Annotated in this window: 12 protein-coding genes; 8 read left to right on the top strand and 4 right to left on the bottom strand. The window is 61.4% G+C overall.

Annotated elements, in window-relative coordinates; genetic code table 11:
- Positions 1 to 16: 16 nt before the first annotated feature.
- From ppnP to AVCA_RS13585, 3 genes are all read right to left on the bottom strand, one after another.
- Positions 17 to 298, bottom strand: coding sequence for a pyrimidine/purine nucleoside phosphorylase (ppnP, locus tag AVCA_RS13595; protein ID WP_012701539.1), 282 nt, complete (start codon positions 296 to 298; stop codon positions 17 to 19).
- A 60-nt stretch (positions 299 to 358) separates the two neighbouring features.
- Positions 359 to 916: a 3'-5' exonuclease gene (locus tag AVCA_RS13590; protein WP_012701538.1), complete on the bottom strand. Its 558-nt coding sequence runs from the start codon at positions 914 to 916 to the stop codon at positions 359 to 361.
- A gap of 127 nt (positions 917 to 1043) precedes the next feature.
- A complete protein-coding gene (locus tag AVCA_RS13585; protein WP_012701537.1) occupies positions 1044 to 1385 on the bottom strand; it encodes a DMT family protein in 342 nt (113 codons plus the stop codon).
- A 146-nt stretch (positions 1386 to 1531) separates the two neighbouring features.
- On the opposite strand from AVCA_RS13585, the gene AVCA_RS13580 reads away from it, so the two are divergent.
- Entirely contained in the window at positions 1532 to 1783 is a 252-nt protein-coding gene (locus AVCA_RS13580; RefSeq protein WP_012701536.1) for a YkgJ family cysteine cluster protein, read from the top strand.
- A 115-nt stretch (positions 1784 to 1898) separates the two neighbouring features.
- Here the strand turns inward: AVCA_RS13580 and gltA are convergent, their stop codons facing one another.
- The gene (gene gltA, locus AVCA_RS13575) at positions 1899 to 3182 is read right to left on the bottom strand and encodes a citrate synthase (RefSeq protein ID WP_012701535.1); all 1284 of its coding nucleotides are present in this window, start codon (positions 3180 to 3182) and stop codon (positions 1899 to 1901) included.
- Between the two features lie 374 nt (positions 3183 to 3556).
- Here gltA and sdhC point away from each other — a divergent pair, with 374 nt between their 5' ends.
- The 7 genes from sdhC (at position 3557) to lpdA (ending at position 12643) form a co-directional block, all read left to right on the top strand.
- Positions 3557 to 3940 carry a succinate dehydrogenase, cytochrome b556 subunit gene (sdhC, locus tag AVCA_RS25025; RefSeq protein ID WP_175555944.1) on the top strand — a complete coding sequence of 128 codons (384 nt, stop codon included), beginning with the start codon at positions 3557 to 3559 and terminating at the stop codon, positions 3938 to 3940.
- Positions 3934 to 4302 carry a succinate dehydrogenase, hydrophobic membrane anchor protein gene (gene sdhD / locus AVCA_RS13565; RefSeq protein ID WP_012701533.1) on the top strand — a complete coding sequence of 123 codons (369 nt, stop codon included), beginning with the start codon at positions 3934 to 3936 and terminating at the stop codon, positions 4300 to 4302. Before sdhC ends, sdhD begins: the two co-directional genes overlap by 7 nt.
- 3 nt (positions 4303 to 4305) lie before the next feature.
- Entirely contained in the window at positions 4306 to 6078 is a 1773-nt protein-coding gene (sdhA, locus tag AVCA_RS13560; RefSeq protein ID WP_041807252.1) for a succinate dehydrogenase flavoprotein subunit, read from the top strand.
- Between the two features lie 11 nt (positions 6079 to 6089).
- Positions 6090 to 6809 carry a succinate dehydrogenase iron-sulfur subunit gene (locus tag AVCA_RS13555; RefSeq protein ID WP_041807250.1) on the top strand — a complete coding sequence of 240 codons (720 nt, stop codon included), beginning with the start codon at positions 6090 to 6092 and terminating at the stop codon, positions 6807 to 6809.
- Between the two features lie 241 nt (positions 6810 to 7050).
- The gene (locus AVCA_RS13550; protein WP_012701530.1) at positions 7051 to 9882 is read left to right on the top strand and encodes a 2-oxoglutarate dehydrogenase E1 component; all 2832 of its coding nucleotides are present in this window, start codon (positions 7051 to 7053) and stop codon (positions 9880 to 9882) included.
- 42 nt (positions 9883 to 9924) lie between these two features.
- Complete coding sequence (gene sucB / locus AVCA_RS13545) at positions 9925 to 11124, top strand: dihydrolipoyllysine-residue succinyltransferase (protein WP_012701529.1); 1200 nt, start codon at positions 9925 to 9927, stop codon at positions 11122 to 11124.
- A gap of 85 nt (positions 11125 to 11209) precedes the next feature.
- Positions 11210 to 12643, top strand: coding sequence for a dihydrolipoyl dehydrogenase (lpdA, locus tag AVCA_RS13540; protein WP_012701528.1), 1434 nt, complete (start codon positions 11210 to 11212; stop codon positions 12641 to 12643).
- Positions 12644 to 12709: the final 66 nt, after the last annotated feature.

Here is a 12709-nt window from a genome sequence, read left to right as displayed (position 1 = left end):
CCAGGGACCGCTCCGGTCAGCGGTACTCGCAGAGGTAGGCGGTATCCGTGGCGACTTTCAACTGGAACTTGCTGTTGGCGGGAACGGTGAACTGGCTGCCGGCTTCGAAGGTTTCCCACTGCTCGCTGCCCGGCAGCTTCACGGTCAGGGCGCCGGCGATCACGTGCATGATTTCCAGCTGGCTGGTGCCGAATTCGTATTCGCCCGACGCCATCACGCCAATGGTGGCCGGCCCCTGGCTGGTGCCGAAGGCGATGGATTTGACGGTACCGTCGAAGTATTCGTTGACCTTGAACATGCTGAGTCCTCGGGAAGGCTGAAAAAAGGCCCGCAAGTATGCATAAGGCATTCTACCGCGTCATCCGTTTTGAGCGTCGGGCATGGCCGTCAGCGGCAGCAGGCGGGCGGTGTTGCGCGCATCCTCCAGCGCCCGATGCTGTTGTCCCTGAAAGCTCATGCCGGCGAGTTGCAGGGCAGTCCGCAGACCGACCGGGCGCTTCAACTGGCGAGTATCGGCGAAACGCTGTTTCAGGTTGACGTGGGAAAGGGGGATCAGGCTGCTGGCAAGGCCGTGGCGGCGCCATTCCTGCTCCAGTTGCCGGCGATCGTAGTCGCCCCAACTGGTCCAGCCCGCCAGGCGTGGACGATAGGGAGCGAGCCAGTGCTCGAACTGCTCCCAGACCATGGGCAGCGGGGTGGCGGAGTCGATGTCGGACTGGGCTATGTGGGTGAGTTCCTGGCAGAAGAGGGTCAGGAGAGGACGACGCAAGGGACGCACGAAGCGCTTGAAGTGATCCAGTTCGTGACCGTTCCTATTCACCAGGCTGGCGCCGATTTCGATGATTTCCATGTCCGCCACCGGCCAGCCACCTTCGTCCGTCGTGGCTTCCAGATCGATCACCAACCACTTGTCCATGGGCAGCTCCAGGGCTCCGTGCAGGGGGATGCCAGACTCGCTGGCGGACAGTGGTATCAGTGTAAACCCTCTCCGGGTCCATACCCGCCGATGGGATGTGGTCGGGAGCTGGGTGTCGCGAAGGCGCTCAGCCGCGGAAGATGAAATACACCGCGCCCAGCAGGCAGAGTCCGGCCCACAGGTAGTCGAGCTTGAGGGGCTGGTGCATGAACAGCACGCTGAAGGGAACGAAGACCATCAGGGTGATCACTTCCTGCATGATCTTCAACTGGCCCACGTTGAGTTCGGTGTAGCCGATGCGGTTGGCCGGAACCATGATCAGGTATTCGAACAGTGCGATTCCCCAACTGAGGAGGGCGGCAACGGCCCAGGGCTTGCTGTTGAGGGTGCGAAGGTGGCCGTACCAAGCGAAGGTCATGAAGATGTTCGAAAGGCTGAGCAGCAGTGCGGTTTGCACCCAGATTGGCATGGAATATGGCTCCGGACTGGCGTGGGCGGGCGACCGATCGGTGGTGGGGAGGAGGCGCGGGGCGGGGGATGGCTTAGCGGCTCGTCGAGTTCGGCACTAAGATACTCGACCTTCCCTGGAGGTTGTTCGTCTTGCGAGGTCCGCTCATGAAGTGTCGCGCGGGTTGTGGTGCCTGCTGCATTGCTCCTTCCATCAGTTCGCCGCTCCCGGGCATGCCGTTCGGCAAGCCGGCAGGCGAGCATTGCCTGCATCTGTCCGTGGAGAGTTTGTGCGCCTTGTTCGACAAGCCCGGGCGGCCGGCGGTCTGTTCGGCCTTCGGGGCGGATGCGGCTGTCTGCGGCGACAGTCGGGAGGAGGCGTTGCGGCTGCTCGCCTGGCTGGAACAGGAAACGCGTTGAGACGAGGTCTCGGCAGCGATATGTGTCCGTACGGAGCGAGCCGATACGCGAATGGACGACCAATAAAAAAGGCTGCGTGAAAACGCAGCCTTTTTCCGTCGGACGGAAAACGCTATCAGCGTTTTTCCACCGAGATATAGTCGCGCTTCTCGTAGCCGGTGTACAGCTGGCGCGGACGGCCGATCTTGTACGGGCCGGAGAGCATTTCCTTCCAGTGCGAGATCCAGCCCACGGTACGAGCCAGGGCGAAGATCACGGTGAACATGCTGGTCGGAATGCCGATCGCCTTGAGAATGATACCGGAGTAGAAGTCGACGTTCGGGTAGAGATTGCGCTCCTTGAAGTAAGGATCGTTGCGCGCGATTTCTTCCAGCTTCATGGCCAGTTCCAACTGGGGATCGTTGATGCCCAGTTCGGACAGCACTTCGTCGCAGGTCTGCTTCATGACCTTGGCGCGCGGGTCGAAGTTCTTGTAGACGCGATGGCCGAAGCCCATCAGCTTGAACGGATCGTTCTTGTCCTTGGCCTTGGCCACGAACTTCTCGATGTTGGAAACATCGCCGATCTCGTCGAGCATGGTCAGCACGGCTTCGTTGGCGCCGCCGTGTGCCGGACCCCAGAGGGCCGCGATGCCGGCAGCGATACAGGCGAACGGGTTGGCGCCCGAGGAGCCGGCCAGACGCACGGTGGAGGTCGAGGCGTTCTGCTCGTGATCGGCGTGCAGGACGAAGATGCGGTCCATGGCCTTCGCCAGAACCGGGCTGATCGGCTTCACTTCGCACGGGGTGTTGAACATCATGTGCAGGAAGTTTTCCGCGTAGTCCAGATCGTTGCGCGGATACATCAGCGGCTGGCCGAGGGAGTATTTGTAGACCATGGCGGCCAGGGTCGGCATCTTGGCTACCAGACGGATCGCGGAAATCTCGCGATGCTGCGGGTCATTGATATCCAGCGAATCGTGATAGAAGGCGGAAAGGGCACCGACGACACCGCACATCACGGCCATCGGGTGGGCATCGCGACGGAATCCATTGAGGAAGTTCTTCAACTGCTCATGAACCATAGTGTGGTTCTTGATATTGTTGACGAACTTGGCTTTCTGATCGGCATTAGGCAGTTCGCCGTTCAGCAGCAGATAACAAGTTTCTAGATAGTCGGATTTTTCCGCGAGTTGTTCGATCGGATAACCGCGGTGCAGCAGGATGCCCTTGTCGCCATCGATATAGGTAATCTTCGATTCGCAGGAAGCAGTGGACATAAAGCCAGGATCGAAGGTGAAATGGCCCGTTGAGGTCAGACCGCGTACATCAATCACATCAGGACCGACAGTACCGGTCAACATGGGCAGTTCAACGGGAGCGTTGCCCTCGATGATCAACTGCGCTTTTTTGTCAGCCATGAGTGGCCTCCTTTTTGAGCTTTCTGCTAGGTATCGTCGGCGAACCCCACGCGGAGTCGCCTCTATCTATAGAGTGTCACTATAGGGGTGACGAGTCTGAAAGCAATCTGCACCAAAGTAGTAGTGGGGCGTTCGTTTCAGAATGGTTTGCACGCAAAAAAGAAGCTATTTACGTGATTAATAGCCTTAGTGCAATCACTACTTTGTTGAGGGTGCTTGCGTTGTCATTAGTACCCTAACTGTCTATACTCGGCAACCGACCGCCAGGGGCTTTGGAGCCGCGTATTCTGGAGGTTGCCGCTCTCTGGGTGGTGGGTACCTGACCAGTGCACATCCCAACAACTTCGCCCTGCTCGCCAGGGCTCTCACAGTGAATGAAAGCCGTGAAAAGCCAACGACCTGTAAACCTAGACCTTAGGACAATCAAACTTCCTGTCACTGCTTACACGTCCATTCTTCACCGTATCTCTGGTGTCATCCTCTTCTTGGGAATTGTCGTGCTGCTGTCCTGGCTCGACAAGTCTCTGTCGTCGGAGGAAGGCTTCGAGCAGGTGAAGGGGTATCTGGCCAGCCCGCTGGTCAAGCTGGTGGCGTGGGGCCTGGTGTCCGCATTGCTGTACCACCTGGTGGCCGGCGTGCGCCATCTGATCATGGATACGGGCATCGGTGAAACGCTGGAAGGCGGCACCAAGGGCTCGAAAATCGTTATCGGCGTTTCGGTAGCGCTGATCCTGCTGTCGGGGGTTTGGATATGGTAACCAATGTCACGAATTTCTCGCGCTCGGGCCTCTACGACTGGATGGCCCAGCGTGTCTCCGCGGTCATTCTCGCGGCATACACCCTCTTCCTGCTGGGTTACCTGTTCTTCAGCTCGGATCTGAGCTACGCCGAATGGCATGGTCTGTTCTCCAGCACCGGTATGCGGATCTTCAGTCTGCTGGCTCTCGTCGCCCTGAGCGTACACGCCTGGGTCGGCATGTGGACCATCTCGACCGACTACCTGACTCCGATGGCGCTGGGCAAGCTGGCGACCGTCGTGCGTTTCCTTTTCCAGGCCGCGTGTGGCATCGCCATGTTCGCGTTTTTCGTCTGGGGTGTGCAGATTCTTTGGGGTATCTGATCCATGGCTAACATTCGTACGCTTTCCTTCGACGCAATCATCGTCGGCGGCGGTGGTGCTGGCATGCGTGCTGCTCTGCAACTGGCTCAGGGCGGCCACAAGACTGCAGTGGTCACCAAGGTGTTTCCGACTCGCTCGCACACTGTCTCCGCGCAGGGCGGCATCACCTGCGCCATCGCTTCGGCGGACCCGAACGACGATTGGCGCTGGCACATGTACGACACCGTCAAGGGTTCGGACTACATCGGTGACCAGGACGCCATCGAGTACATGTGTTCGGTTGGCCCGGAAGCCGTCTTCGAGCTCGAGCACATGGGGCTGCCGTTCTCCCGTACCGAAACCGGCCGGATCTATCAGCGTCCGTTCGGTGGTCAGTCCAAAGGGCCGGATAACCCGACCCAGGCAGCTCGTACCTGTGCCGCTGCCGACCGTACCGGTCACGCGCTGCTGCACACCCTGTACCAGGGTAACCTGAAGGCTGGTACCTCGTTCCTCAACGAGTGGTATGCCGTCGATCTGGTGAAGAACCAGGACGGTGCTGTGGTTGGTGTCATCGCTCTCTGCATCGAAACCGGCGAAACCGTTTACATCCGCTGCAAGGCTGTGGTCCTGGCCACGGGTGGTGCCGGGCGTATCTACGCTTCGACCACCAACGCGCTGATCAACACCGGTGACGGCGTAGGCATGGCTCTGCGTGCCGGTGTTCCGGTTCAGGACATCGAGATGTGGCAGTTCCACCCGACCGGTATTGCTGGTGCCGGTGTACTGGTGACCGAAGGCTGCCGCGGCGAAGGCGGCTACCTGATCAATGCCCATGGCGAGCGTTTCATGGAGCGTTATGCGCCGAACGCGAAGGATCTCGCCGGTCGCGACGTGGTGGCTCGTTCGATGGTCAAGGAAGTGATCGCCGGCAATGGCGTCGGTCCGAACAAGGACCACGTGCTGCTGAAGCTCGACCACCTTGGCGAGGAAGTCCTGCACAGCCGCCTGCCCGGCATCTGCGAGCTGTCCAAGACTTTTGCCCATGTTGACCCTGTGGTTGCGCCGATCCCGGTCATCCCGACCTGCCACTACATGATGGGTGGTGTGGCCACCAACATCCATGGCCAGGCCATCACCCAGGATGCCAACGGCAACGACAAGATCATCGAAGGCCTGTTCGCCGTGGGCGAAGTGGCCTGCGTATCTGTCCATGGCGCCAACCGTCTGGGCGGCAACTCGCTGCTTGACCTGGTGGTGTTCGGTCGCGCTGCTGGCCTGCACCTGGAGAAAGCCCTCAAGGAAGGTATCGATACCCGCGGAGCCAGCGAGTCCGACATCGAGAGCTCCCTCAAGCGTCTGGCTGGCGTGAACGAACGTACCAGTGGCGAGGAAGTCGCTCCGCTCAAGCAGGAACTGCAGCAGTGCATGCAGAACTACTTCGGCGTATTCCGCACCGGCGAATACATGCAGAAGGGCATCGCCCAACTGGCCGAGCTGCGTGGTCGTATTGCCGAAGTCAAGATCAACGACAAGAGCCAGGCGTTCAACACCGCTCGCGTCGAGGCTCTCGAACTGCAGAACCTGCTCGAAGTGGCCGAGGCCACCGCGATCGCCGCGGAAACCCGCAAGGAATCCCGTGGCGCCCACGCCCGCGAGGACTTCGAAGGCCGCGACGACGAGAACTGGCTGTGCCACACCCTGTACTTCCCGGGTGAGAAGCGCGTGGCTCAGCGTGCCGTCAACTTCGCGCCGAAGACCGTTCCGGCGTTTGAACCCAAAGTACGTACTTATTAAGGGTTATCGATATGTCGCTGCCCAAGACATTGCAAGTTAGCGTTTATCGCTACAACCCGGAGCAGGACTCTGCTCCCTACATGCAGAATCTGAACATTGACATCGACGGCAAGGATCTCATGGTCCTCGACGTCCTGGCCCTGATCAAGGAGCGTGACGGCAGCTTTTCCTACCGTCGCTCCTGCCGCGAAGGCGTGTGCGGTTCCGACGGCATGAACCTGAACGGCAAGAATGGCCTGGCCTGCATCACTCCGCTGTCCAGCGTAGTGAAGGAGGGCAAACTGATCATTCGCCCGCTGCCCGGACTGCCGATCATCCGCGACCTGGTCGTGGACATGAGCACCTTCTACAAGCAGTACGAGAAGGTGCAGCCCTACCTGCAAAACAATACTCCCGCCCCGGCCATCGAGCGTCTGCAAAGCCCGGAAGAGCGCGAGAAGCTGGACGGTCTCTACGAGTGCATCCTGTGCGCTTGCTGTTCGACCTCCTGTCCGTCCTTCTGGTGGAACCCGGACAAGTTCCTCGGTCCCGCCGCACTGCTGCAGGCCTATCGTTTCCTGGCCGACAGTCGCGACACCAAGACCCAGGAACGTCTGGCTGCCATGGATGACCCGTTCAGCGTATTCCGTTGCCGCGGCATCATGAACTGCGTGTATGTCTGCCCGAAAGGCCTGAACCCGACCAAGGCCATCGGTCACGTGCGCGACATGTTGCTGCGTAGCGGTACCTAAGCGGTTCCTGGCGATAGCGCGTATCTGCGGCGTCGGAAGCGATTCCGGCGTCGTAGCCAAAGATGGATCCGCAGCTCATGAAGCCGCGCTCCTATGAAGAATTTGACTAGCAGGGGCATCCGGGCAACGCTCGGACTATCTGTGGGATCCGTAGTGGCTTTACCAAAGTCGCTGCTCCATGACTTTGGAACGACCATGTGCGGCTCGCGCCGATGGTATCCCCTCAAGAGGGTGACCAAGCATGCAAGATAGCGTTATGCAGCGCATGTGGAACAGTGCCCACCTTTCCGGTGGAAATGCTGCTTATGTGGAAGAGCTCTATGAGCTTTACCTGCACGACCCCAACGCTGTGCCCGAAGAGTGGCGCACCTATTTCGAGAAGCTGCCCGCCGAAGCCGGTACCTCCACCGATGTTCCGCACGCTCCCGTCCGCGACCAGTTCGTTCTGCTGGCCAAGAACCAGCGGCGTGCACAGCCGGTCGCAACCTCCAGCGTAAGCACCGAACACGAGAAGAAGCAGGTCGAAGTCCTGCGTCTGATCCAGGCTTACCGCACGCGCGGCCATCAGGCCTCGCAACTGGATCCGCTCGGTCTGTGGCAGCGCACTGCGCCTTCCGACCTGTCGATCACCCATTACGGGCTGACCAACGCCGATCTGGATACCCCCTTCCGTACCGGAGAGCTCTACATCGGTAAGGAAGAGGCGACCCTACGCGAAATCCTGCAGGCATTGCAGGAGACATATTGCCGCACTATCGGCGCCGAATTCACCCATATCGTCGATTCCGAGCAGCGCAACTGGTTCGCCCAGCGCCTGGAAAGCGTACGCGGTCGTCCGGTGTACTCCAAGGAGGCGAAAAGCCACCTGCTCGAGCGCCTGAGCGCTGCCGAAGGCCTGGAAAAATACCTGGGCACCAAATATCCGGGCACCAAGCGCTTCGGTTTGGAAGGCGGCGAGAGCCTGGTGCCGGTCGTCGACGAGATCATCCAGCGCTCAGGCTCCTACGGCACCAAGGAAGTCGTCATCGGCATGGCTCACCGCGGCCGTCTGAACCTGCTGGTCAACGCGCTGGGCAAGAATCCACGCGACCTGTTCGACGAGTTCGAAGGCAAGCATCTGGTCGAACTGGGCTCCGGTGACGTGAAGTACCACCAGGGCTTCTCCTCCAACGTGATGACCTCGGGTGGCGAAGTGCACCTGGCCATGGCGTTCAACCCCTCGCACCTGGAAATCGTCTCCCCGGTGGTCGAGGGCTCCGTGCGTGCCCGCCAGGACCGTCGCGTCGACGCTACCGGCGAGAAGGTGGTACCGATCTCCATCCACGGCGACTCGGCCTTTGCCGGTCAGGGCGTGGTGATGGAAACCTTCCAGATGTCGCAGATCCGCGGCTACAAGACGGGCGGTACCATTCACATCGTGGTCAACAACCAGGTCGGCTTCACCACCAGTAACCCGGTCGACACCCGTTCGACCGAGTACTGCACCGATCCGGCGAAGATGATTCAGGCGCCGGTACTGCACGTCAACGGCGACGATCCGGAAGCCGTGCTGTTCGTGACCCAACTGGCCGTCGACTATCGCATGCAGTTCAAGCGCGACGTAGTCATCGATCTGGTCTGCTACCGCCGTCGCGGTCACAACGAGGCCGACGAGCCGAGCGGCACCCAGCCGCTGATGTACCAGAAGATCGCCAAGCAGCCCACCACCCGCGAGCTGTATGCCGACGCGCTGGTCAAGGAGGGCAGCCTGAGCCAGGAAGAAGTCCAGGCCAAGGTCGACGAATACCGTACCGCGCTGGATAACGGTCAGCACGTGCTCAAGAGCCTGGTCAAGGAGCCGAACACCGAGCTGTTCGTCGACTGGACCCCCTATCTGGGCCATGCCTGGACCGCTCGTCACGACACCAGCTTCGAGCTGAAGACCCTGCAGGAACTGAACGCCAAGCTGCTGCAGATCCCGGAAGGTTTCGTGGTCCAGCGCCAGGTTGCCAAGATCCTCGAGGATCGCGGCCGCATGGGCGTCGGCGCCATGCCGATCAACTGGGGCTGCGCCGAGACCCTGGCCTACGCCACTCTGCTGAAGGAAGGCCATCCGGTACGCATCACCGGTCAGGACGTCGGCCGTGGCACCTTCTCGCACCGCCATGCCGCGCTGCACAACCAGAAGGATGCCAGCCGCTACATCCCGCTGCAGAACCTCTACGAGGGACAGCCGAAGTTCGAGCTGTATGATTCCTTCCTCTCGGAAGAGGCCGTGCTGGCCTTCGAATACGGCTATGCCACCACCACGCCGAACGCGCTGGTGATCTGGGAAGCCCAGTTCGGCGACTTCGCCAACGGTGCCCAGGTGGTGATCGACCAGTTCATCAGCAGCGGCGAGACCAAGTGGGGACGCCTGTGCGGCCTGACCATGCTGCTGCCGCACGGCTACGAGGGCCAGGGTCCGGAGCACTCTTCCGCACGTCTGGAGCGCTACCTGCAACTGTGCGCCGAGCAGAACATCCAGGTCTGCGTGCCGACCACCCCGGCGCAGGTCTACCACATGCTGCGTCGCCAGGTGATCCGCCCGCTGCGCAAGCCGCTGGTGGCCTTGACGCCGAAGTCGCTGCTGCGTCACAAATCGGCGATCTCCACCCTGGAAGATCTGGCTCTCGGCTCCTTCCATCCGGTCCTGCCGGAGGTCGATAGCCTCGATCCGAAGAAGGTCGAGCGTCTGGTCCTGTGCAGCGGCAAGGTCTACTACGACCTGCTGGACAAGCGCCATGCCGAAGGTCGCGAGGACATCGCCATCGTCCGTATCGAGCAGCTCTATCCGTTCCCGGAAGAGGAACTGGCCGAGGTCATGGCGCCGTACACCAACCTCAAGCATGTGGTCTGGTGTCAGGAAGAGCCGATGAACCAGGGCGCCTGGTACTGCAGTCAGCATCACATGCGTCGCGTCGCCAGCGCGCACAAGAAGGAGCTGTTCCTCCAGTATGCTGGTCGCGAGGCGTCGGCCGCTCCGGCTTGCGGTTACGCGTCGATGCATGCCGAGCAGCAGGAAAAACTGCTGCAGGACGCTTTCACTGTTTAACGCCTTCTCGCAGAAGCAACGAATCAATAGGAACTCTAGATAATGGCTATCGATATCAAAGCCCCGACTTTCCCGGAATCGATCGCGGACGGCACCGTCGCCACCTGGCACAAAAAGCCCGGCGAAGCCGTCAAGCGTGACGAGCTGATCGTCGACATCGAAACCGACAAGGTCGTGATGGAAGTGCTTGCTGAAGCGGACGGCGTGATCGCCGAGATCGTCAAGAACGAAGGCGACACCGTGCTCAGCGGCGAACTGCTCGGCAAGCTGACCGAAGGTGGTGCGGCCACCGCCGCTCCGGCTGCTGCCCCGGCTCCGGCTGCCGCCGCTCCGGCCGCTGCCGAAGCGCCGATCCTGTCCCCGGCCGCCCGCAAGATCGCCGAGGAAAACGCCATCGCTGCCGACAGCATCACCGGTACCGGCAAGGGCGGTCGCGTGACCAAGGAAGACGCGGTCGCCGCCGCGGAAGCCAAGAAGTCCGCTCCTGCCGGCCAGCCGGCGCCCGCCGCCACCGCCGCTCCGCTGTTCGCGGCCGGCGATCGCGTCGAGAAGCGCGTGCCGATGACCCGCCTGCGCGCCAAGGTCGCCGAGCGCCTGGTCGAGGCCCAGTCCTCCATGGCCATGCTGACGACCTTCAACGAAGTCAACATGAAGCCGGTCATGGAGCTGCGCGCCAAGTACAAGGATCTGTTCGAGAAGACCCACAACGGCGTGCGCCTGGGCTTCATGTCCTTCTTCGTCAAGGCCGCTGTCGAAGCCCTGAAGCGCCAGCCGGGCGTCAACGCCTCCATCGACGGTAACGACATCGTCTACCACGGCTACCAGGACATCGGCGTGGCCGTTTCCAGCGATCGTGGTCTGGTGGTGCCGGTGCTGCGCAACGCCGAGTTCATGAGCCTGGCCGAGATCGAAGGTGGCATCAACGAGTTCGGCAAGAAGGCCAAGGCCGGCAAGCTGACCATCGAGGAAATGACCGGCGGCACCTTCACCATCTCCAACGGTGGCGTGTTCGGTTCCCTGCTCTCGACTCCGATCGTCAACCCGCCGCAGACCGCCATCCTCGGCATGCACAAGATCCAGGAGCGTCCGATGGCCGTCAATGGTCAGGTCGTCATCCTGCCGATGATGTATCTTGCCCTGTCCTACGATCACCGTTTGATCGATGGCAAGGAGGCCGTTACCTTCCTGGTGACCATGAAGGATCTCCTGGAAGACCCGGCTCGCCTGCTGCTGGACGTCTGATCTGAGATCGCAAGCTGCCCGCACAGGCTTTTCCAGGAAAGCCCGTGCCGGCGGCTTTACGCCGTTTTAAAGAAGAGGATTCGCTATGAGCCAGAAGTTCGACGTGATTGTGATTGGTGCAGGCCCCGGCGGCTACGTGGCTGCCATCAAGTCTGCCCAGCTTGGCCTCAAGACCGCCCTGATCGAGAAGTACAAGGGCAAGGAAGGCAAGACCGCGCTTGGCGGTACCTGCCTGAACGTGGGCTGCATTCCCTCCAAGGCGCTGCTGGACAGCTCCTACAAGTTCCACGAGGCACACGAGAGCTTCAAGCTCCACGGCATCAGCACCGGCGAAGTCGCCATCGACGTGCCGACCATGATCGCCCGCAAGGACCAGATCGTCAGAAACCTCACCGGCGGGGTCGCCTCGCTGATCAAGGCCAATGGCGTCACCCTGTTCGAAGGTCATGGCAAGCTGCTGGCCGGCAAGAAGGTCGAAGTCACCGCTGCCGACGGCAGCAGCCAGGTACTCGACACCGAGAACGTCATCCTCGCTTCCGGTTCCAAGCCGGTGGAAATTCCGCCGGCTCCGGTCGATCAGGATGTCATCGTCGACTCCACCGGCGCCCTGGACTTCCAGAACGTTCCGGGCAAACTCGGCGTGATCGGCGCCGGCGTGATCGGCCTGGAGCTGGGTTCGGTCTGGGCTCGCCTGGGTGCCGAGGTCACCGTGCTCGAGGCCATGGACAAGTTCCTGCCGGCCGTCGATGAACAGGTCGCCAAGGAAGCCCAGAAGATTCTCACCAAGCAAGGCCTGAAGATCCTGCTGGGTGCCCGCGTCACCGGCACCGAGGTCAAGAACAAGCAGGTCACCGTCAAGTTCGTCGATGCCGAAGGCGAGAAGTCGCAGGCCTTCGACAAGCTGATCGTCGCGGTCGGCCGCCGCCCGGTGACTACCGACCTGCTGGCCGCCGACAGCGGCGTGACCCTGGACGAGCGTGGCTTCATCTATGTCGACGACTACTGCGCCACCAGCGTGCCGGGCGTCTATGCCATCGGTGACGTGGTCCGCGGTGCCATGCTGGCCCACAAGGCCTCGGAAGAAGGTGTGGTGGTCGCCGAGCGCATCGCCGGTCACAAGGCCCAGATGAACTATGACCTGATCCCGGCCGTCATCTACACCCACCCGGAAATCGCCGGCGTGGGCAAGACCGAGCAGGCTCTGAAGGCCGAAGGCGTGGCCATCAACGTCGGCGTCTTCCCCTTCGCTGCCAGCGGCCGCGCCATGGCCGCCAACGATACCGCAGGCTTCGTCAAGGTCATCGCCGATGCCAAGACCGACCGCGTGCTGGGCGTCCATGTGATCGGCCCGAGCGCCGCCGAACTGGTCCAGCAGGGCGCTATCGCCATGGAGTTCGGCACCAGCGCCGAAGACCTGGGCATGATGGTTTTTGCCCACCCGGCGCTGTCCGAAGCGCTGCACGAGGCCGCCCTGGCGGTCAGCGGCCACGCGATTCACGTTGCCAACCGCAAGAAGTAAGCGAGCAACAAGGCAATACCCGGCGGCAGACAATCCGCTGTAGCTCCTCGCAGCTACAGCGGAGCG

It is taken from the genome of Azotobacter vinelandii CA, from assembly GCF_000380335.1.
In the GTDB taxonomy this organism is placed as follows: Bacteria; Pseudomonadota; Gammaproteobacteria; order Pseudomonadales; family Pseudomonadaceae; genus Azotobacter; species Azotobacter vinelandii.
The sequence above is the reverse complement of the archived record's forward strand: the minus strand, read 5'-3'. Positions and strand labels throughout refer to the sequence as shown.